This window comes from Flavonifractor sp. An306 (genome assembly GCF_002159455.1).
Taxonomy (GTDB): domain Bacteria; phylum Bacillota; class Clostridia; order Oscillospirales; family Oscillospiraceae; genus Flavonifractor.
Genome location: NZ_NFIQ01000036.1, coordinates 23,351 through 42,178 on the forward strand (window position 1 = coordinate 23,351; position 18,828 = coordinate 42,178).

24 protein-coding genes are annotated in these 18,828 nt (G+C 54.5%); 18 read left to right on the top strand and 6 right to left on the bottom strand.

Features of this window, described 5'->3' with window-relative positions; all coding sequences use genetic code 11:
- Positions 1-6 precede the first annotated feature (6 nt).
- The 8 genes from B5F88_RS10345 (at position 7) to B5F88_RS10380 (ending at position 9,576) form a co-directional block, all read left to right on the top strand.
- Complete coding sequence (locus B5F88_RS10345) at positions 7-303, top strand: STAS domain-containing protein (protein ID WP_087345431.1); 297 nt, start codon at positions 7-9, stop codon at positions 301-303.
- A 21-nt stretch (positions 304-324) separates the two neighbouring features.
- Positions 325-2,073, top strand: coding sequence for an MATE family efflux transporter (locus B5F88_RS10350; protein ID WP_087345434.1), 1,749 nt, complete (start codon positions 325-327; stop codon positions 2,071-2,073).
- Between the two features lie 40 nt (positions 2,074-2,113).
- The gene (locus tag B5F88_RS10355; protein WP_242959728.1) at positions 2,114-4,135 is read left to right on the top strand and encodes a SpoIIE family protein phosphatase; all 2,022 of its coding nucleotides are present in this window, start codon (positions 2,114-2,116) and stop codon (positions 4,133-4,135) included.
- Positions 4,132-5,781 carry a SpoIIE family protein phosphatase gene (locus B5F88_RS10360; protein WP_087345440.1) on the top strand — a complete coding sequence of 550 codons (1,650 nt, stop codon included), beginning with the start codon at positions 4,132-4,134 and terminating at the stop codon, positions 5,779-5,781. The genes B5F88_RS10355 and B5F88_RS10360 overlap by 4 nt, the downstream gene beginning before the upstream one ends.
- The gene (locus B5F88_RS10365; protein WP_087345443.1) at positions 5,774-6,190 is read left to right on the top strand and encodes an ATP-binding protein; all 417 of its coding nucleotides are present in this window, start codon (positions 5,774-5,776) and stop codon (positions 6,188-6,190) included. The genes B5F88_RS10360 and B5F88_RS10365 overlap by 8 nt, the downstream gene beginning before the upstream one ends.
- Before the next feature lie 15 nt (positions 6,191-6,205).
- On the top strand, positions 6,206-7,129 hold the full coding sequence (locus B5F88_RS10370) for a phosphatidylglycerol lysyltransferase domain-containing protein (protein ID WP_087345446.1): 924 nt from the start codon (positions 6,206-6,208) through the stop codon (positions 7,127-7,129).
- Positions 7,130-7,252: 123 nt separating this feature from the next.
- The gene (locus B5F88_RS10375) at positions 7,253-8,092 is read left to right on the top strand and encodes a GNAT family N-acetyltransferase (protein WP_275532931.1); all 840 of its coding nucleotides are present in this window, start codon (positions 7,253-7,255) and stop codon (positions 8,090-8,092) included.
- A gap of 104 nt (positions 8,093-8,196) precedes the next feature.
- Positions 8,197-9,576: a DUF4157 domain-containing protein gene (locus tag B5F88_RS10380; RefSeq protein ID WP_204246223.1), complete on the top strand. Its 1,380-nt coding sequence runs from the start codon at positions 8,197-8,199 to the stop codon at positions 9,574-9,576.
- A gap of 50 nt (positions 9,577-9,626) precedes the next feature.
- Here the strand turns inward: B5F88_RS10380 and B5F88_RS10385 are convergent, their stop codons facing one another.
- The 5 genes from B5F88_RS10385 to B5F88_RS10405 form a co-directional block, all read right to left on the bottom strand.
- Entirely contained in the window at positions 9,627-10,358 is a 732-nt protein-coding gene (locus B5F88_RS10385) for a LytTR family DNA-binding domain-containing protein (protein ID WP_087345456.1), read from the bottom strand.
- Between the two features lie 217 nt (positions 10,359-10,575).
- Positions 10,576-11,673 carry a site-specific integrase gene (locus B5F88_RS10390; protein WP_162612162.1) on the bottom strand — a complete coding sequence of 366 codons (1,098 nt, stop codon included), beginning with the start codon at positions 11,671-11,673 and terminating at the stop codon, positions 10,576-10,578.
- A 101-nt stretch (positions 11,674-11,774) separates the two neighbouring features.
- Positions 11,775-12,131, bottom strand: coding sequence for a hypothetical protein (locus B5F88_RS10395; RefSeq protein ID WP_087345462.1), 357 nt, complete (start codon positions 12,129-12,131; stop codon positions 11,775-11,777).
- A gap of 122 nt (positions 12,132-12,253) precedes the next feature.
- Complete coding sequence (locus B5F88_RS10400) at positions 12,254-13,657, bottom strand: hypothetical protein (RefSeq protein WP_087345465.1); 1,404 nt, start codon at positions 13,655-13,657, stop codon at positions 12,254-12,256.
- Positions 13,658-13,690: 33 nt separating this feature from the next.
- The gene (locus B5F88_RS10405) at positions 13,691-14,077 is read right to left on the bottom strand and encodes a helix-turn-helix transcriptional regulator (protein ID WP_087345468.1); all 387 of its coding nucleotides are present in this window, start codon (positions 14,075-14,077) and stop codon (positions 13,691-13,693) included.
- 158 nt (positions 14,078-14,235) lie between these two features.
- On the opposite strand from B5F88_RS10405, the gene B5F88_RS10410 reads away from it, so the two are divergent.
- Together B5F88_RS10410 and B5F88_RS20665 are read left to right on the top strand one after the other, a co-directional pair.
- On the top strand, positions 14,236-14,448 hold the full coding sequence (locus B5F88_RS10410; protein ID WP_087345472.1) for a hypothetical protein: 213 nt from the start codon (positions 14,236-14,238) through the stop codon (positions 14,446-14,448).
- 18 nt (positions 14,449-14,466) lie between these two features.
- Entirely contained in the window at positions 14,467-14,634 is a 168-nt protein-coding gene (locus tag B5F88_RS20665) for a hypothetical protein (protein WP_162612163.1), read from the top strand.
- On the opposite strand, the gene B5F88_RS20670 is transcribed toward B5F88_RS20665, so the two are convergent.
- Positions 14,612-14,764 carry a hypothetical protein gene (locus tag B5F88_RS20670; RefSeq protein WP_162612164.1) on the bottom strand — a complete coding sequence of 51 codons (153 nt, stop codon included), beginning with the start codon at positions 14,762-14,764 and terminating at the stop codon, positions 14,612-14,614. The genes B5F88_RS20665 and B5F88_RS20670 overlap by 23 nt on opposite strands.
- Before the next feature lie 118 nt (positions 14,765-14,882).
- Between B5F88_RS20670 and B5F88_RS10415 the strand changes: the two genes are divergently transcribed.
- The 8 genes from B5F88_RS10415 to B5F88_RS10460 form a co-directional block, all read left to right on the top strand.
- Positions 14,883-15,170 (top strand): hypothetical protein, encoded by a 288-nt coding sequence (locus B5F88_RS10415; protein ID WP_087345475.1) that lies wholly within the window; start codon positions 14,883-14,885, stop codon positions 15,168-15,170.
- 35 nt (positions 15,171-15,205) lie between these two features.
- A complete protein-coding gene (locus tag B5F88_RS10420; protein ID WP_140402090.1) occupies positions 15,206-15,622 on the top strand; it encodes a hypothetical protein in 417 nt (138 codons plus the stop codon).
- 13 nt (positions 15,623-15,635) lie between these two features.
- Positions 15,636-15,896 (top strand): hypothetical protein, encoded by a 261-nt coding sequence (locus tag B5F88_RS10425; protein WP_087345482.1) that lies wholly within the window; start codon positions 15,636-15,638, stop codon positions 15,894-15,896.
- A 19-nt stretch (positions 15,897-15,915) separates the two neighbouring features.
- Positions 15,916-16,101, top strand: coding sequence for a hypothetical protein (locus B5F88_RS10430; RefSeq protein ID WP_087345486.1), 186 nt, complete (start codon positions 15,916-15,918; stop codon positions 16,099-16,101).
- A gap of 91 nt (positions 16,102-16,192) precedes the next feature.
- Entirely contained in the window at positions 16,193-16,519 is a 327-nt protein-coding gene (locus B5F88_RS10435) for a hypothetical protein (RefSeq protein ID WP_087345490.1), read from the top strand.
- Between the two features lie 495 nt (positions 16,520-17,014).
- Positions 17,015-17,263, top strand: a complete 249-nt coding sequence (locus B5F88_RS10445) for a hypothetical protein (protein ID WP_087345496.1) — start codon at positions 17,015-17,017, stop codon at positions 17,261-17,263.
- Between the two features lie 115 nt (positions 17,264-17,378).
- A complete protein-coding gene (locus B5F88_RS10450; RefSeq protein ID WP_087345499.1) occupies positions 17,379-17,582 on the top strand; it encodes a hypothetical protein in 204 nt (67 codons plus the stop codon).
- 322 nt (positions 17,583-17,904) lie between these two features.
- On the top strand, positions 17,905-18,828 hold a 924-nt coding region (locus B5F88_RS10460), incomplete at its 3' end, for a DUF3102 domain-containing protein (protein ID WP_087345505.1).

Sequence of the window (18,828 nt, forward strand, 5' to 3'; positions counted from 1 at the left end):
ACAAAAATGACCATTACCAAACACACAGATGGAGATAAGCTGACCATTGCCCTGGAGGGGCGGCTGGATACCTCCACCGCGCCTGAGCTGGAGGCGGAGCTGAACGCCAGCCTGGACGGTGTAAAGCAGCTGGTGCTGGATATGGAGCAGCTGCTCTACCTCTCCTCCGCGGGACTGCGGGTGGTACTGGCCGCGCAGAAGCGGATGAACAAGCAGGGACATATGACGGTGACCCATGTCTGCCCGGATATTATGGAGGTCTTTGAGATCACCGGGTTTGTGGACATTCTGGATATTCAGTGATTGAGAAATGAGTGAGAGATTGTGATTGGTGCATCCGCGCGGGAGAACATATTTGTCCGCAAAGCGTTTTATAATTTCTTTTTGCCCAGCCTCTGCTCCTGTCTGGGGCTGGCTATCGGTGGACTGGCCGACTGCGTTTTTGTCGGAAATACCGTGGGAGCGGTGGGCCTGACCGCCATCAGCATCGGCCAGCCGGTGTATATGCTGTTCAATACCATCAGCTACTCTTTGTCCATCGGCGGCTCGATCCATTACGCAAACGCCCTGAGCGAGGGGAAGGAAGAGGAGGGCAACCGGATCTTCGGCAATGTCCTCCGGGCAGACCTGTTTACCAATATCCTGCTGTGTATTCTGGGGTTGATTTTCCTGCCTCAGGTGCTCACCTTCCTGGGCGCCGGTACGCCAGGAACCGAGGTGTGGGAGAACTGCGAGGCCCTGGTGCGGGCCCAGCTGCTCCTGGTGCCGGTGATGTTCTGCCAAGGCCCCTTCTATTATTTCATCAACTGTGACAATAACCCCAAGCTGGCGGCGATAGCTCTGGTCACCAGCAATACCATCGACATTGTGTTCAACTATGTGTTCGTAGTGCTGATGGACATGGGCGTGGCGGGCTCGGTGTACTCCACCGGCCTGGGCGCGGCGGTGATGCTGGTCATCAGCGTGACCCATTTTATCCGGAAAAAGGGTTGCCTGCGGTTTACCTGGCCTAAATTTCAGCCCCAGACCGTGGCCCTCTCCTTCCGGACTGGTTTTGCCACCTCCATCCAGTACATCTTCCAGTTTGTCACCATCCTGGTGTGCAACCGGCTACTGATGACCATCAGCGGAGAGCTGGGGGTGGCGGTATTCGGCATCGTGTTCAACGTGGCGCTGGTGGCGGCGTCGGTGTACGACGCCATCAGTATGGCGCTGCAGCCCATGGTGAGTACCTTCCATGGCGAGTGCAACAAATCCAATGTGCGCTGTACCCTGCGGCAGGCATTTCTGGTGGCAGCGGTTATGAGTATCATTGTGATTGCGTTGCTGGTGGCTATCCCGCAATGGGTCTGCTTCGCTTTCGGTCTGCGGACGGCGGAGGAGCTGGCCATGGGAAGCGTGGCCATCCGGATCTACGCGCTGTGTGTCCTTCCCTCTGGAGTTAATATGGTAATGACCTATTATTACCAGGCCCTTGGAGAGGAATTTACCAGCTATCTGCTGTTTACGCTGCGTTCCTTTGTGTTTTTCCTGCTGTTCAGCCTGCTCCTCAGCCGGGGCGGCGTCATGCTGTTCTGGTGGACCTACCCCTGCATGGAGGTGGCCACGCTGTTGGTGCTCTGCATCTACAACTGGAGAAAGGGCTCCTGGACCTATCTGAATGAGGATGACAGCAAGATTTACAGCGCCTTCCTGGACAGCAGGGAGGCCGATCTGGGGGCAGTGGAGCAGGATGTGTCCGCCTATCTGGAGCGAATGGACGCCAACCCCACCCAGATCTATTTCGCCACCATCGCGGTGGAGGAGGTATGCGGGGTGATCATGAGCCACGCCTTTTCCTCCAACGACGGCTATATCCAGCTGACCATCGTGCCCCATGAGGACGGGACCGTGACGCTCCATGTGCGGGATAACGCCAAGGAGTTCAATCCCTTTGAGCTGAACACCGACGCCATCAGTCTGGAGGAGGGCACGGGTCTGGACATCATTGGCGTCAAGATGATCAAGAGCAAAGCGAAGGAATTCTTCTACCGTCGGTACGCGGGCTTCAATACTCTGGTGGTCCGGGTATAGGTCGTAAAAAGAGAGAGGAGGCGGGGCGAACTTGAAGAAGATGCGGTTTACCCTGGGGAAGAAAATTGTGGTTATGATCCTGGCAATGAGTGTCATTCTCTGCGCCACCGCGCTCTTCGTCAGCTACCAGACCTATCAGCGGCGTACCATGGCGTTTTATGAGCAGCTGGGCCACAACGTGGTGGCAACCCTGGCCAGCCAGCTGGAGGCGGAGGATCTGGACCGCTACTATGAGACCCTGGAAATGGATGACCGCTATTATGAAATTCAGCGCTTCATTGCCGATCTGGTGGAAAGCAACGGCGTGCAGTACCTCTATGTGGTGCGTCCTCACGGGATAGGCGTAACCTTCCTTTTTGACTCAGATATGGAGGCAGGGGAGAACGGCGACTATCTCTCCGGTGGATACTGCGCTCTGGGTACCTATACCGATCTGCTGGGCGGCTTTGCAGACAATCTGGATAAGCTGCTGGACGGCCAGGAGGTGGGGCCCATCGTCCAGAAGGACCCCAGCTACGGCTGGCTGATGACCTCCATGACTCCGGTGCTCCATGAGGACGGCAGTGTGGCTGGTTATGTCATGGCGGATATCAGCATGAACGAAGTGGTACAGGAGCAGCAGCACTTCCTGCTGTACAGCGGCGGCCTGCTGGCGGCGCTGACCGTGGTTTTTGCCGGGGTCTATCTACTGGTGATCCGGCGAAGCTTTATCCGCCCCGTTCAGGAGCTGACCGCCGCCGCCCAGGGCTACGAGGGCGGCGAAAACAAGCGGGCCTTCAGCCAGGTGAAGATCAAGAGCAATGATGAGCTGCGTACCCTGGCGGATGCCTTCCGCATGATGCTGGCGGAGATCGAGCTGAACAACCAGGAGCAGCAGGAGCTGGCCCTGCGGGAGCAGCGGCTGGAGAGCGAGCTTCAGCTGGCCAACCAGCTCAACATATCCATGCTGCCCAGAGAGCTGCCGGAGCGGAAGGAAGGTTATCCCTTCGCCATCCGGGGACAGATCTATCAGGGGCATGAGCTGTCCTGCTGCTTTTATGACTACTTCCTGCTGGACCAGGACAGGCTGTGCGTGCTGGTGGGCGAGGTGCCGGGCGGAGGAATCCCCCAGGTGCTGTATACCGCCATGGCCCAGGCCACGATCAAGAGCCAGATGCGCTCCGGTCTGCCCCTGGCTGAGGCCATGACCGCCGCCAATCAGCAGCTGTACGAGATGAGCGGGGAGCTGAGCCTGAATGTACTGGTGGGTGTGCTGGACGGCATCACCGGACACTTCTCCTGCATCAACGCCGGCCAGAGTGATCCGCTGCTGATGCGCAGTCAGGACCAGTATCAGTGGATGGGCGTTCTCCCTTATGCGCCTCTTGGCCAGAATGAAAACGTGGTTTATCAGACCATGGAGGTGGAACTGCGCCAGGGTGACCGGATTCTCTTCCACACAGCCGGGCTGGACAGTATCACAGGCCGGGATGGAAGGCCCTTTGCAGCCGAGCAGCTTCGTCTGGCTCTGAATGAAAGCCGGAGCCGCCAGGCGGAGCTGGAGCGGCAGCTGCAGGGCGTCAGCGACGCGGGCAAGGTCTATGCCCGACGGGTGGAGGATATCAACGGATATGTCCTTCTGGCAATGGAATACCGCCGCCGGGACCGGGCCCAGGCCCACTGTGTCCTGACGCCTGATGCCAGGGGCAGCGCCCGGCTGATGGAGTTTCTCCGGGGCCAGCTGGAGGCCAATCAGCTCCAGGGCGGACAGATGGCGCGGATGCTGGTGCTGGCGGACGAGCTGTTTACCCTGTGCTGCCGCCGTGCCGATTCGGACAGCCGTCTGATGGCGGAGTGTGCCATTCCGCAGGGGGAGGGGCAGGCCATCCTCCGCCTGAAGGGGGGATTTGGCGGACTCAGTCCGTTGGAAGAGCTTCAGGACGAAGCCTCGAAGCATGCGGCTGAATTTATTGTCCAGAACTGCAGTCGGGTTCTCTTTGAAAGCGACGGCACCATGGATACAGTTACCGTGGTGAAGCAATTGGAAGGAACAGGAACATTGGAAAGAGAGAAGCGTGTATGAAACAGAAAGTGAAATTTTCTCTGGGCAAAAAGCTCACGGCCATGATCGTGTTTCTGAGTGTGGCTTTGAGTCTGGTAGCCATTCTGGTGAGCTACCGTATTTTCAGTTCTACCATGACCCGTTACTACAAAGAGCTGGGTACTAATCTGGTGCGTACGCTGGCAAGTCAGTTGGATGCGGACGAACTGGACTACTACTATGAGACGGGGGAAATGGACGAGAATTACTACAAGACTCAGCAGTTCATTCAGGACCTGGTGGCCAGCAATAACGTGGAATATCTCTACGTGGTGCGCCCCAACGGGGTGGGCGTCACCTTCCTCTTTGATTCCGACATGGAAGTGGGGGAAGGCGGCGAGTATTATGACGGCGGCTACTGTGCGCTGGGTACCTACGTGGATCTGGTGGGCGGCTTTGCGGATAATCTGGACAAGCTGTTGGCCGGAGAAGAGGTGGAGCCTATCATACAGCCGGATGCCGGGTTTGGCTGGCTGATGACGGCGATGGTTCCGGTGCTCCATGAGGATGGAACCATGGCGGGCTATGTCATGGCAGACATCAGCATGTATGATGTGATGCACACCAGTCAGACCTTCCTCATCACGCTGGTGGTGCTGCTGGTTGCCCTGACTGTGGCCTTTATCGTGTTGTTTCTGACGATCCTGCGGCGGAAAGTGATCCAGCCAATTGATCAGCTCACTCAGGCTACGGGGGCCTTTATCCAGAACAATGAAGCTGAGCTGGCGGCGGGGACGGCCACTGTCAACGTGCCTGAGATCAGGACGGGGGACGAGGTAGAGGAGCTGGCGAACTCTTTCCGGAAAATGGAGGAGGACATGATCTCCTATATCCGCAGCTTCATGAAGATCACAGCGGAAAAGGAGCGCATCGGAGCGGAGCTGAACGTGGCGACCCAGATCCAGGCGGATATGCTGCCCCGGATTTTCCCCGCCTTCCCGGAGCGGCAGGAGTTTGACATTTATGCCACCATGAACCCTGCCAAGGAGGTGGGAGGAGACTTCTATGACTTCTTTCTGGTGGACGACGATCACCTGGCGGTGGTCATTGCCGACGTGTCCGGCAAGGGCGTTCCGGCGGCCCTCTTTATGGTGATTGCCAAGACCCTGATCAAGAACCACGCGCAAAACAAGGAGGCGCCGGGAGAGGTATTTACCAACACCAATGAGCAGCTCTGTGAGGGGAATGATGCCGGTCTCTTCGTGACAGCGTGGATGGGCATTCTGCAGATCAGTACGGGACACTTTGTATATGTAAACGCTGGCCACAATCCGCCTTTGCTCCGGCGGGCGGGGGGCAGCTTTGAATGGCTGAAATCCCGGCCCGGCTTTGTACTGGCTGGCATGGAGGGCGTGCGCTATCGGGAGAATGAGATGGAGCTGGCTCCCGGAGATGTGCTGTACCTGTATACCGACGGCGTTACCGAGGCCACCGATGCCCATCAGCAGCTCTTTGGAGAGGAACGGCTCCAGACGGCGCTGAATGAACAGCCGATGCTGCCGGTAGGCCAGATGCTGTCCAAGATCAAGGGCTGCATTGATAGCTTTGTTGGGGAAGCAGAGCAGTTTGACGACATTACCATGCTGGGTTTGGAATATCTGAAAAGAGGAGATGGAACAGATGGCTGAACGGATTTTTCCGGCTACCCTGGAGCAGTTGGAACCGGTACAGGCCTTTGTGGCAGAGCAGCTGGAGCTCCACGAGTGTCCAGCCAAGGTAAAATTCCAGCTGGATGTGGCGGTTGAAGAGATTTTTGTCAATATTGCCCACTACGCCTATCCTGAGGAAAACGGAGAGGCCACTGTACGCTGCTGTGTGGGAGGGGAGCCGCTGCAGGTGACCATCCAATTTCTGGACAACGGAAAGCCCTTTAACCCGCTGAAAAAGCCAGATGCCGACATTACCCTGTCGGCAGAAGAACGGGATATCGGCGGACTGGGAATTCTGATGGTGAAAAAGAGTATGGATGCAGTGGACTACACCTATGAGGACGGAAAGAATATCCTGACCATTAAGAAGAATATCCAGATAGGATAGGAGTCGAGTAAGAATATGATCGCATTTCATCCCCCTGAAATAGAGGACAAACCATGGATTGACGCTTGCTTCCGCGCTGCCGGCAACAGAGGCTGTGAGTATAGCTTTGCCACGGTATTTCTGTGGAGCAGAACCTTTCAGCAAGAGGTGGCACAGATGGATGGCTATGTCTTGGAACGTCTGTGTGGCCGGGTGGGCAACGGCTATCTGTTTCCCGCCGGCAGCGGCCCACTGAAGCCGGTGCTGGATGCCTTGGAGGCCGACGCGGCGGAGCGGGGGGATATCTGCCGCCTGCTATGTGTCACGCCGGAGCAGCTGGAGCAGCTGGAGCAGGTTCGCCCCGGGCGGTATACCTGTACGCCGGATCGGGATGGGTGGGATTATCTCTATGATATCCAGAAGCTGGCGGAACTGGGTGGCAAGAAACTCCACAGCAAGCGCAACCACATCCATCGATTTGAGGAGCGGTATCCCGACTGGAAGGTAGAGGAGATCACGATAGACAATCTGGCGGAGTGTGCCGAAATGGATCTGGAGTGGAATCGTCTCTACCGGCAGGAGCGGGAGAATGGTGAGGAGACAGCGCAGAGCCGGATGGATGAACGCCATGCCATGTCAAAGGCATTTGCCTATTATGAGCCGCTGGGACTGTCTGGTCTGTTACTGCGGGTGGAGGGGCGTGTAGTGGCCTTTACCATGGGCAGCCCCATCAGCGTCGATACCTTCGATGTCCACTTTGAAAAGGCCTACGGAGAAATTCAGGGGGCCTATACCATGATCAACCGGGAGTTTGCCCGCTGGGTACGGGACCGCTACCCGGAGGTGCGCTATTTGAACCGGGAAGATGACATGGGACTGGAAGGCCTGCGGAAGGCTAAGGAGTCCTATTATCCTGACTGTATGGTGGAGAAATGCTCCGTAGTTTGCCGGAGGGATTGACTTCTATTTGGGTAAGCTGGGGCAAGGTGTACAAATGCGGCTGAGCATAATATGGAATGATAAGAGGGAAAGAAAATGGCAGCATGAGAGGCTGCAAAAGGGGTGAGTCTTGTGCAAGGCTTGGTGTTGGTTCGGATACAGGAACCCTCAGGAGCCTTTTCTCAGTACATACCCAAAAGCTTTCATCACCTTCTGAAAAAGCCTGAGACAGTGTGTGTAGGAGCCATATATGATGGCAAGGCCTGTGCCGCAGCCTTGGCAGAGAGCCAGAGCGCTGGAAGTTATTACTTACGCTATCTTTTTGTGGACCCCGCCGCACGCTTGTGTGGGCTGGGTACCTACCTGCTGCGGGGGCTGCTGGGAGAGGTGAAGGCAGCCGGAGCTCATGAGATAAAGGCAGTGTACAGCCCCAGTATGCTGGGAGAGGGGAAACAGACCCTCAGCGTTTTGACCCGCGCCGGTTTTTCTTCACCCAAGCCCATCTCTACTGCCTTTTCTGTCCGTCTGGGAGACATTCCCAATGTGAATTTGTCTCTGCCAGCGAATATGGCGGTTTATAGCGCGGTGGATGCCCCAGAGCCTGTGCAGCTGGCCTATCAGGCATTGGTGGAGGGGGACAAGCTGCCCTCCTACGCCAATGCGGAGTGGCTCAAGGAGCCTGTGCCTGAGCTGTGCAGCTTCAGCACGGTGACGGACTGCCTGTCCGGTGTGTTGCTGATCGACCATCGGGAGGAGGGCTATCACATTGCGGGGCTGTATGTGCTGGAGCCCTTCCGGGGCGGGTGGTCGGCAGCGGCCCTGATTGCCCGGACGCTTACCGCGGCCAGGGCAATGCTGCCAGATGAGGCGGAGGTGTGGACCTCTGCCATCGACCGCGGCGGATTTTCCCTGTGCGACAAGCTGCTTCGGCAGGGGAAGGATACCCGGAAGGAAACCGAATTTTATGCAGTGTATCGGTTCTGAAGGAGGAATCACAGATGCAGAGCTATTTGACAAAGCGGAGAAGTGCTCCAGCTAAAGACAACCGGCCACAAACTCAGCCCATTACAACCAACGAGATGCTTCATATGTCCAATGCTGGCGCGCCTCAGCCCATGTCTCCTGCTCTGCGGGAGAAGTTTGAGCCCGGCTTCAGTGCCGATTTTTCCAATATCCGTATTAGCCGGGGTCATATTCCCGAGGAGCTTGGGGTCCAGGCGGTAGCCAAAGGTACCGATATCCTGTTGGATAGCAGCGCCGGTATGGACGTGCTGGGCCATGAGCTGGCCCATGTGGTGCAGCAGGCCCAGGGCCGGGTGGCCGGAGGCTACCCCGTGGTGGAGAATGTTGGTTTGGAACACGAGGCCGATGTGATGGGAGCCCGGGTCGCCTCCGGATTGACCGCCGAGGTGGGGAGCCAGAATGGGTTTGGCGGCGAGACCATGTCCATTTCTCCCATGTCCTCCGCTTCCGCTCCCGCCCAGTGCAAGTCCAAGGAGGAGAAAGAGGCGGAGAAGGCCGCCAAAGAGTATGAGAAACAGAAGCCGGCCCGCGTCCGCCAGATGGCCAGGTCGCAGCGGGAAGAATTTCTCAAGGATAAGTATTATCGCGGAAATATCTATCAGTCCGTCATGCAGGAAGGCAACCACGCCAACATTTCGGAGGCGAATCTGAGAAGATTTGTGGAGCGGAATCTGGACAGGGTGGGCGGCGCCGATGAGGCGGAGGTCGGCCGGAACCGGCAGGAGATGTACTCTGCCTTTGAATCGAAAGACAGGCAGAAAATGGGCGGCTACGCAAAGAAAGAGTTTCAGCGTCAGCACGCGGCGTTTTCAGATCCGGCAACCGCGCAGATGCTGCAGGATTTGGAATCTGAGGATGACGAGACCTTTATGAAGGCTTATACCAAAATGGAGCCGTTGGAATTGGAGATCATGCCGCTGAGCGACTTGTTTAAGAATAATTGGGTTTCCCTGGAAGAAGCGGGAATTGATCCAGAGGAATTCCAACAGTATAAGTCCACCTCCGGTGCGGTGACTCAATCGATCTATCATGCGCGGCGCCGGGCAAAGGGGCTTCGCACAGATGATCCATCTGGCGTCGACTATATGGCGCTGGGCACTCCAGAGGAGCGGCAAATGAAAGAGAAGGCGGAGCGCTCTCCCAATGCGGGGGGTGGCTGGGACACACCGGCGCCTTCCCCTACACCCACTATTTCTCCCAAAGCGGGCAATCGGTATGTGACCCAGGCTGATCTGCCTCAGAGCGGACCAGGCTGGTCGCATACAGGCTCTTGGAGACATGTGAACCCCGATTCGTATATGGGGATTGACCGAGTGGACATGATGGAGGATCAGGGCGGCAGCGATTATAGCTGGTTCCGGCGTACGCCTGCCCCTGCCCCTGCTCCTGCCCCTGAGCCTGAAAAGAAGAAAAAAGGCTTCTGGTCCCGGTTGTTTGGCCGATAAGCGGCTAAAAAGGTGCGACGCCCGTTGGGCGACGCACCTTTTTAGCTTATTTATTCCTGTTTCCAAGCTTTCAGATAGGTCCAGTCGATGAAAGAATTGCGGATTTGGGTGGTGTGGGTGGAACCAATCGGTACCAGGGAGCCATCGGACATGCGGAAATCATTTCCCTCCATACCCTGGATATAGTTCATATTTACCAGGTAGCTCCGATGGCAGCGGAGAAAATCCGGACTGTCAATGGCGGCCTCCAGGTCGTCCAGTCCCCGGCGGGTCACAATCAGTTCCTGATTGGTGTGGATTCTGGATTGGTGGCCATAGACGTCAATGTACTGGATCACGGCCAGAGGAAAGGTCCGCTGCTCACCTTCCACAAGAACCGCCAGCTGGCGCAGAGGCTTTGGCATATGCTCCAGGCACCAGTCGATTGCCTGAGCCACGCCCTCGGCCTGGATGGGCTTGACCAGGTAATCGGAGGCCTGCACCTGAAAGCTGTCCATACCATGGTCCTGGCTGGTGGTGGCAAACAAGAGAAATACGCTGCTGTCCATGGCGCGAATTTTTTTAGCGGCATCCACGCCGGACATGCCGGGCATGTAGATGTCCAGAAAAATGATCTGGAACAGTCCCGGCTGGGTAAAGGCCTCCAGCAATTCTTCTCCACTGGAGAACAGATGGATTTGAGGGGATAAGGCGCATTTTTTGCAGTAGGCTTGAATAAGTTTGGCCAAATGAATCCGTTCCTCAATCAGGTCGTCACAGATGGCAATAGAGAGCTCTGGCATAACTTCTTGGTTCCTTTCTCTATTGGCCGTATCGCAGCAGGTAAAATTGGCGATGAGCGTCTAAAATTCTGTATTTCTTTGGCAGGTTCATAAAGAAAGACACGACCTGCGTCGTGTCTTTCTTTATGGAGCAGGTAAAGGGAATCGAACCCTCATATTCAGCTTGGGAAACAGTTCATTGCTTCACCGAAACTGACTGTGCTCCAATAGGTAGACACTATGCTTGTTTTGCGTTTCCACCACCTTTCCCACCAGAGCCGTCCAGAAGGGCCATTCCGGAGTGCAAAGTGGTGGAATCGCGGTGTTGATAGATATTGGCGGTGGTGGAGATGTCCTCATGGCCCAGCAGCCACCGCACGGTTTCCAGAGGTACGCCCGCCCGGGCGCAGTCCGTGGCAAAGGTATGCCGCAGGCAGTAGGGGGTAAGATCATCAGCGATCACCGAGCGGGTGATCTTGTTCCGGTAGACCTCCGCCCCCATGGCGATGTCCATGGCCCGCTTGAACGTGGCCCACTGCCGGTACTGGCTGTTGGAGTTCAGCCGGCGGCCCTCCCGCCCGGTAAACACCGGTGCAAAGGGCTCGCCCCTGGCCGCCAGAAGCCTGGGCAATAGTGCGGCGTGAATGGGGATGTCCCGCACGCCGGCCTGCGTCTTGGGCCCCTTTATGCGGCCCGTCCCACTTTCCAGAGCGGCATGGATGTGGATCTCGTTGCGTGCGAAGTCTACATCCGCCCAGTTCAGAGCTGCCGCCTCGCCGGGCCTCATGCCGGTGTATAGCAGGGCCAAAATATAGAGGCCTGCGGAGTGGGTCTCAGCCACGTTGAGCAAAACAGTCCGCTCCAGGTCGGTGAGGCTCCGGTGGGAGCCCTTTACCGTTGCCGGGAGCTGTAGATCCTCTGATGGGTCGTAGGGGATCAGTCTGCTTTTCCTAGCCCGACTGAACATTTCCCGCAGTACCCGGCGGAGCTTTTCCACGTGGGACTGGGATTTTCCGGCCTGCCCGTTCATCAGCCGCTGCAGGTGGATGTCCTTCACGTCCCGCAGCTTCATGTGGCCGATCATGGGCTTTATGTACCCGCTATACTTCTCGTCATACATGCCAAGGGATTTTGGGGTTAGTCCGGCCGGGTCCTTGTAGGTGGCTTTCCATTGATGATACCATGCGTCCACAGACATGGACCCGCCAATGACCTCCTCGCCCCGCTTTGCGGCCGCCAGCTTTTCGGCCAGCTTCATCATGGCCTCGCGCTCAGTCTTCCCCGTGGCTTCGTACTTCCTGCCGTTGTAGCGGGCAGTTTTCCGAATGTATTGCATTTTACCCTCCATTCCAGTATAATGGAGGGGCAGATGGCCCGTCAAAACCTCTGCCCCTTGCCTCGCCCGGTGCGCCAACACCGAGCGGGGCATTTTTATTATCAAAACATCTGTTGCATTAGCGCTTTGTAAAATTTATCATCAGCCTCAATCAAAGACTTCCCGCCATCCTTAAACTGAATGGCCAATGTAACAGTTCCCTTGTTTTTTGCGGAGAGGCCACCAGCCAAAAGCCCAACGGGACCCAGCAAAGCGCCACCAACAATACCACGGGCAATACCAGAAGCAGCACTCTTCCTGGTTTCCTCCGTGATTACCTCGTAAGACTCCACAGTTCCTTTGTCAAGATACAATGGTTTTGTAATCTTTGTGTTGATAAACGGGAGACCAAAGGATACTCCAACTCCCTTACCTTGATATTCACCAGCAATGACCATATTTTTAGCCACTATACCCATCTCCTTTGTTCTGCTTCATATTTTTGTTTATTCCATTCCAGTATAATGGAGGGGCAGAATGGCCCTGTCAAAACCTTCTGCCCCTCGCCTCGCCCGGTGCGCCAACACCGAGCGGGGCATTTTTATCCAAGATCAGACATATCCTCTTCAATTTTTACTTGAATCTCTTCCTGAGAAAGCCCAGCTTTTGCTAGAAGTGCTCCGCGATTCGATGCGATAGTAGTTGCAGCTGTTACGGCGTTCTGAATGTTTTCCTGTGCATTGGAAAGATCGCTGGTTTTCCGTGAGTCCAAATATTTCATAAGGGATTCTGCCGCCATTTGGTCAGAAAGTGCCATTGATTCAAAAGCAGATAAGTATGCTTTTTCTTCATCTGATTCTCCAAAATCGAAAGCAAGAGACATATTAGCAAAATATTCTTTAGAATCTTCACAATATTGATAAAAGTCAGCAGAACTTATATTTCCGTTAGAAAAATCATTCATAGCGTTCATGAGGTTATTATGAGCGGTATATAAATTCACAAATTCAGGCCACGTTTTTTCATCAAATTCAAGCCAGGTGTTTTCAGAAGTATTGGATACTCCAGCTTCAACCATCACGGGGTTATTTGGGTCATCAAAAAAATTGGTGTATGAAATATATGCAATGTCAATAGTGTTTTCTTCATCACCATATGTACACCAAAGATCATGTACACCACAGTTTTCAATGCGGTATGCTGCGGGTGTATCGGCAACGACGTGTCCACTGTCTAAATTGTACATTTGGGGGATCGTGTCCTTGCTGCTGAAAGTTGCAGGGATAAAGATCTGTATGCGAGCAAGCGTTCCTTCATAAAAATCGTACACATAATTTCCGTCATGATAGCTTAATGATTTCACCGGATACTCTGAAGCACCAAACTGATAATTCCAATCCTCTGATTTTTGGGGTTCACCAAGGTCTGCAACGACTTCCTCCATGGTTTTGGGTCGTGCAACACCATCTTCTTCCACCAAGAATCTTTTTGCATCAAAGACTTGCTTAACGTCAGAATCTGTGCTGGAAAGGGAATTTCCAGCAGCAATCATTGATGATAGACCAAGCACGATAGCTACACCAGCAATAATTAATGCAATGGTTAAGGTGTGGCTTTTCTTTTGTGGCGCGGAGCCGCTTTTCGAGGGAATTTCCTCCAGCATTGCATTTACAAAGCAGTGATATGTTCGACTATCTATATTTATGACACATTTAGACTCATCTATAAATTCCACGGCCACAAGGAATTCATCTGTTTTTTGGGAACTTTCCGAAAGAGCACAGATGGAACTTAAAAGTTCTGCGCCAAGGATCTCCAACGAAAGACTGCTGGATTCATCTTTGGTAGATTCCTTGGTGACAGGCTCATACCTTTTAATGTTTTGCTTATTCAAAAAGATGGTCTTTGATCCTTTGAGGTTAATAAAGGGGCCTTTTGCTCCACACACAATGCCACGACCTTTATAGTCGCCGGCAACAACAGAATTTTTCGCCATGCCACGCATACCTCACTTTCCTGCATAAGAAAAAAGAATTAGTTATGCTTCTTTTTCACCCAGTTCAGCCGCACTAGGTTTTTTAAAGCGGCCACCGGCGGCCAGATCCTCAGCATATTCCACCACGCGCTCTCGGCCTTCTTCATTCATTTGACCCATTGCAGCAGAAATCCGAGATGCTTCATCTTTGGTAAGCACCCCCACACTGTCTACAGATGGTGTGGGGGTATTTTCTTCGCCTCTACACAGATCCTCTAAGGTATACCCGAGGTAATAGACTAGCTTCTGCATAGTCGGAAGTTTAGGGTCTTTTGTTGCACCCGCAAACAATTTTTCAAGTGTAGGCTCCGGGATTCCTGAACCTTTGGCGATTTCTGCGGTTGTTTTCCCAGATGCCGCTTTCATCTTTTTTAAATTCTCTTGCCACAACCCGTTTTCCTCCTTTCTTGGCTACTACAATACCACACCAAAGCCATAAAATCAAGAAAAAACTTTCCTTGCAAGGTGGAAAATGTTCTTGACACCCTCCTTACAAGGTGGTATAGTGCTGATATAGACCACCGCACGCGGTGGAAAGGAGGTGCTATATGGTGTTTAAAAATTTACAGGCCGAGATGGTCCGCCGCAGTGTTACTCCCGTTGCTATTTCCAAGGTCATCAATAAGACCGAGAAGAGCACCCGGGCAAAGCTCTCTGGTCGTTATCCGTTTACTCTTCCCGAGGCGAAGGCTGTCCGAGACACCTTTTTCCCTGGGATGGACCTGGATTTCTTGTTTTTCCAGTCCGACAACACCAACTGAGAGGAGGTGAGCAGAGAAATGGAGCAAAAGCAGATAAAGAAAATCCTCGGCGAGCAGCTGGAACTGCTGGCCGAGGTTTCCAAAGGCAGGCCGGATAATTTGCCGGAGTTGTCGGCGGCTATGTGCGAGATAGCTGACCGGTTAGAAGAGATCTGCGACCCGCTTATTCATCGGGAAGAGACTTGACAGCATCGTAGAACGCTTTGAGTAGGGCCTTTAGGTCTGAATGTTCGGGGAGCTTAACATCGTCTCTGGAATAGACGGCCTGAATGTAATCCCCAGCGAGTTCAACGGCGAGTTCTTTGTCGGTTTTCAATGGCTCACCTCCTTTCGCCCGGCTTGCCAATAAATTGTAGCATGGCGAGAGGGAGGGGGCAAGCCTTGGAGCCGGAGCTATCAGGCCGACAACGCCAGCTGAGAGGGGGTGAGTATTGATGAACAAAAACAAACCCCGCCCTGATAAGGGCCGGGAACTGGCAAAGGTTCGGTTTACAACCGACGGGGTTGTCGGGAAGCTCATCGTTAATGGCGTAGACCTTTCCATGTGCTGTGAGGAAGTGAAGATTCACCAGGGCGGAGGAGAATGCGCAACCATTGAGTTGAGAATCATTCCCGATGATGTAGAGATCGACGGAGATTTCAAAGTGCTGGGTACGAGGCTGATTGGTAAATGGGGCAAGCCTCGGCCCGCCTCGGACACTGATTCTGATGCGGACACTTGAGCATGGTTTTGTCAATGTTCGGCAGGCTATTTCAGATGAGAAAGGGTGTTAATCAAGTGATTACAATCAGAACAGCACAGAAAAGGACGAATCACATTACAATCATGGCGCCTGCGGCCCTGGGCAAAGATGCGGTATATGCCCTGAAGGATGCCTTGACCAAGGAAAACCGGCTTCGGTCCAAGGTAGGTAAGGAGCAGTTTTCTTATGAGATCAAAGTTTGCGGCCCGGATCCCAGGCCGACAACGCCGCTTCCCACAGAACGCACACCGAGCCAAGGTGAAGGACTTGGGAATGAATTGGACAAGCTCCTTGGTGCAGAGGTATTCAAAGAACTGGGGCAAGACTTGGCCATGGTGATCGCACAGTATGGACTGACAAGGGATCCGGAAATTTGCGAAAAGGTTTTCCGCTATATGGCTTTCGTAATTTCAGGCTGGAATTCCATGTGAAGGGGAGAAAAAAATGTTGAAAAGCTACATCAGGTATGAAGAGGCCGGAGAGATCTTCATTGATGACCTGACTGGCCTTGACCTTGACCAGGTGCTTTTCCGTGCGGCAAAACAGTATGCCTTTTCCGACTGTTCGGACGCCGAGGTTTTGGAGGTCGTCCACGACGGCAAACGATACACCTATGACGGGTGGGAGCCGGGCATGACATTCACATTCCGAAACAAGGCTGGTGAGATCGTTTGGTCTCATAGCTTCCCAAGCTGGGATCATTAAAAGCACAGAGGTGATGAAAATGGTGATATACAAGTGGGTTGGCGGGGAATTAAAGGGCTGTTTCTCCACGCTGGATGAAGAAGCGGTCGAGCAGATGTGTAAGGATCTGGACGACCCTGAGAATGACACTGTGGAGTACAAGGATAGAGACGATCGTTTGGTAGCGGGCTGGAGAGACAAAAAGGGCCAGTTCCATGGCGCTTGATGTGGTGTATGTAAACAGCCGAAACGCCCTTTTTGGGCTGGTGGTCCTTGCTTGGATCATCAAGCACTGGAATGAGTGAGGAGGTGAATTTTTGAGCCGATACGATGTGCTTTTATTGGAGCTGCTGCGGCGCATTGATGAAAAGGCTGATCGGATTGCCACAGCCCTGGAAAAGCTATCACCCCCCGGCGGGCAAGACCGGGGGGCGAATAAGACGGTTTCCATCAGTGCTTCGGGCCACAGTTCTGTGGAAGATCGAAAGAATTTGGCGGACATTATTCAGGCAATTCTGACGGAGCAAGTTCGGGCGAGTAGCTCACGGCAACAACCTTGTCCCACAGGACACACACCGACCCAAGACGAAGGACCTCTTCCTGCCTGGCCTGACCAGAAATCGGACACACTACAGCATCCGTGATCCAGATTCCAGGCCTCCCAAGGAAATCTTGGCTTTCAGCACAGACACCGGCATACATTTTGGATTCTGTGTAAAGAGCCACTTTTTCTCACGGGTTTGGGAACTTTATTACATTCGACATATTATCACCACCTTTCGTGACCAGTGTATCACGGTGCAGGTGGGAAAGGAAGTAACAATATGCAGTAAGGGGGTGAGCTTTACGCCGAATGATTTTTCCAAGACTGTGGGGAGGAAAATAAGGGATCTTCGTAAGCTTTATGGCCTGACGCAAAGTGAACTTGGAGGCCGGATCGGATCTCCGTCTATCACGGTCCGCCAGTGGGAAGCGGGGAAAAGGCTTCCCAAACTTCAGATGCTGTGCAAGGTGGCGAATGCATTGGGCGTTCCGGTTTCTTCCTTACTTCCTGAGCAGAAGTTGGTTGAGTGGGACAGACAAAAAACAGCCGCCCCCGGGTGTGCGAGACCCGGAGACGGCAGAAAGGAATGAAACTAATGGCAGTATATCACAATTCGTCCGCTATTGCAAATGAGATCAAAGCCAAGCGGAATATCCTCCGGGATCGCTATGGCGGGATGATGACCCTGAAAGACCTCATGGAGGAACTGGGGTACGGGTCGCGGATCTCGGCCCGGAGAGCGGTGGAGGCAATGGGCCTTCCGGCCACGCAGGTGGGCCGGATGAAGAAATACGACACCGACGTGGTGGCACGCCGGCTTGTGGAATTAAGGGGGATGTGCTGATGACCCGAGAGCAGCGCCGGTACTGGCGCAGAGAGAAGATCAAGGCCGTGGTTACGGTGGTGCTTATTGTGTTGTGCGTAATCATGATCGAGGTGATTGCGAGGTGAGGGCAATAATGGTTGCGGGAATATCAATTATTGTTTTGCTGGTACTGGCTATGGCCCTGTACCACCCGGGGGTAGAGCTGCCCCCGATTGACACCCCGGAGATCGTGGAGATCATCACTCCGGCTCCGGCCATGCCCATCGAGGTCATAGATGGGGAAGTGTGGGTGGCCATCCCAGTCGAGGGGATGGCCGGAAAGGAGCACGAGGGATGATCAACAAGGAAACGTGTGGCCCCGTGTACCGCTATGAGGTCAGGAACCCGGATTATGGGGTCCTGGAGGTAAACCACCTGAGCATAGAAGGTGCGATTCGGGAGGCGGTAAGACAGTGGGGCGCGGATTGGCGGACAACAGCCTGCGACTGCACGGCCAGGAAGCTGGGATCCGCAAGAAAGCCGCGGTGCAGGCGGTGCATGAGAGAATTTGGCCGCCCAGGGGACTATGCCGCATACTGCCCGGACTGCGAGCGGGTCAATGAACAGCGCCGGAGAGAACGTGCGGCCAGAAAAGAAGATAGAAGGGCAGGTATGCGGAAGTGAGCACAAACGAAGTGATCAGCAAGACCGAAGCAGCCATACCCCGGACCGTGGAAACCGTGACGCTGGAGATCCAAACCCTTCAGCACCAGGCCCAGCAAATGCTTTTGGGATACGCCATCGAGATCGGCCGCCGGCTGGTGGAGGTTAAGGCCATGCTGCCCCATGGGCAGTGGGGGGAGTACATCAAGCAGAAGGTGGGCTATTCCCAGTCCACGGCCAACAACCTGATGCGCATTTTTGAGGAGTACGGTGCGCCGCAGCAATCCATATTCGGCCCGGAGGCAAATTCCCAAGCGCTTGGGAATTTGAGTTATACCAAGGCTTTGCAGCTCCTGGCTATTCCTGCGGAGGAGCGGGAGGCATTTGTAGAAGAGAACCATGTAGAGGACATGAGCACTCGGGAATTGGACAAAGCAATCCGCGAGCGGGACGAGGCCCGGGCCGCGGCCGAACACGCCGCAGCCGATCAGCGGACTGCGGAGCAGGCCCGAGATAAGATGGCGGAGGATATGCGGCTGCTCAATGCCCGTTTGTCTGGGGCCCGTGAGGAGCGGGAACAGGCCATGCAGGACGTTGCCCGTCTGGAGGCCGAATTGGCGGACCTGAAGGCCCGTCCGGTTGAGGTGTCCGTGGAGACGGTGGTGGATCAGGACGCCGTGGACAAGGCAAGGGCGGACGCCATTGCCGAGATGCAGGCCAAGCTGGACAAGGCCCGGGACAAGCAGAAGCAGGCCGAGGCCGCTGTGGAGGTTATGAAACGCTCCATGGAGGAGCAAGAGAAGGCGGCGAAGAAGGCTGCCATGTCCGGGGATGTAGAGATGGCCCAGTTCGATGCGTTTTACGGCCAGGTCAAAGAGATGGGCAATAAAATGAATGACCTGTTAATCAAGGCCAGAAGCAGGGAGGATAAGACAGTAGCC

Bases quoted from the DNA above. Each gene is read 5' to 3' on its own strand.
- B5F88_RS10345 (WP_087345431.1), top strand. From the start codon at position 7: ATGACCATTACCAAACACACAGATGGAGATAAGCTGACCATTGCCCTG.
- B5F88_RS10355 (WP_242959728.1), top strand. From the start codon at position 2,114: ATGCGGTTTACCCTGGGGAAGAAAATTGTGGTTATGATCCTGGCAATG.
- B5F88_RS10360 (WP_087345440.1), top strand. From the start codon at position 4,132: ATGAAACAGAAAGTGAAATTTTCTCTGGGCAAAAAGCTCACGGCCATG.
- B5F88_RS10365 (WP_087345443.1), top strand. From the start codon at position 5,774: ATGGCTGAACGGATTTTTCCGGCTACCCTGGAGCAGTTGGAACCGGTA.
- B5F88_RS10370 (WP_087345446.1), top strand. From the start codon at position 6,206: ATGATCGCATTTCATCCCCCTGAAATAGAGGACAAACCATGGATTGAC.
- B5F88_RS10380 (WP_204246223.1), top strand. From the start codon at position 8,197: ATGTCCAATGCTGGCGCGCCTCAGCCCATGTCTCCTGCTCTGCGGGAG.
- B5F88_RS10385 (WP_087345456.1), bottom strand. From the start codon at position 10,358: ATGCCAGAGCTCTCTATTGCCATCTGTGACGACCTGATTGAGGAACGG.
- B5F88_RS10390 (WP_162612162.1), bottom strand. From the start codon at position 11,673: ATGCAATACATTCGGAAAACTGCCCGCTACAACGGCAGGAAGTACGAA.
- B5F88_RS10395 (WP_087345462.1), bottom strand. From the start codon at position 12,131: ATGGGTATAGTGGCTAAAAATATGGTCATTGCTGGTGAATATCAAGGT.
- B5F88_RS10400 (WP_087345465.1), bottom strand. From the start codon at position 13,657: ATGCGTGGCATGGCGAAAAATTCTGTTGTTGCCGGCGACTATAAAGGT.
- B5F88_RS10410 (WP_087345472.1), top strand. From the start codon at position 14,236: ATGGTGTTTAAAAATTTACAGGCCGAGATGGTCCGCCGCAGTGTTACT.
- B5F88_RS20665 (WP_162612163.1), top strand. From the start codon at position 14,467: ATGGAGCAAAAGCAGATAAAGAAAATCCTCGGCGAGCAGCTGGAACTG.
- B5F88_RS10415 (WP_087345475.1), top strand. From the start codon at position 14,883: ATGAACAAAAACAAACCCCGCCCTGATAAGGGCCGGGAACTGGCAAAG.
- B5F88_RS10420 (WP_140402090.1), top strand. From the start codon at position 15,206: ATGAGAAAGGGTGTTAATCAAGTGATTACAATCAGAACAGCACAGAAA.
- B5F88_RS10425 (WP_087345482.1), top strand. From the start codon at position 15,636: ATGTTGAAAAGCTACATCAGGTATGAAGAGGCCGGAGAGATCTTCATT.
- B5F88_RS10430 (WP_087345486.1), top strand. From the start codon at position 15,916: ATGGTGATATACAAGTGGGTTGGCGGGGAATTAAAGGGCTGTTTCTCC.
- B5F88_RS10445 (WP_087345496.1), top strand. From the start codon at position 17,015: ATGGCAGTATATCACAATTCGTCCGCTATTGCAAATGAGATCAAAGCC.
- B5F88_RS10450 (WP_087345499.1), top strand. From the start codon at position 17,379: ATGGTTGCGGGAATATCAATTATTGTTTTGCTGGTACTGGCTATGGCC.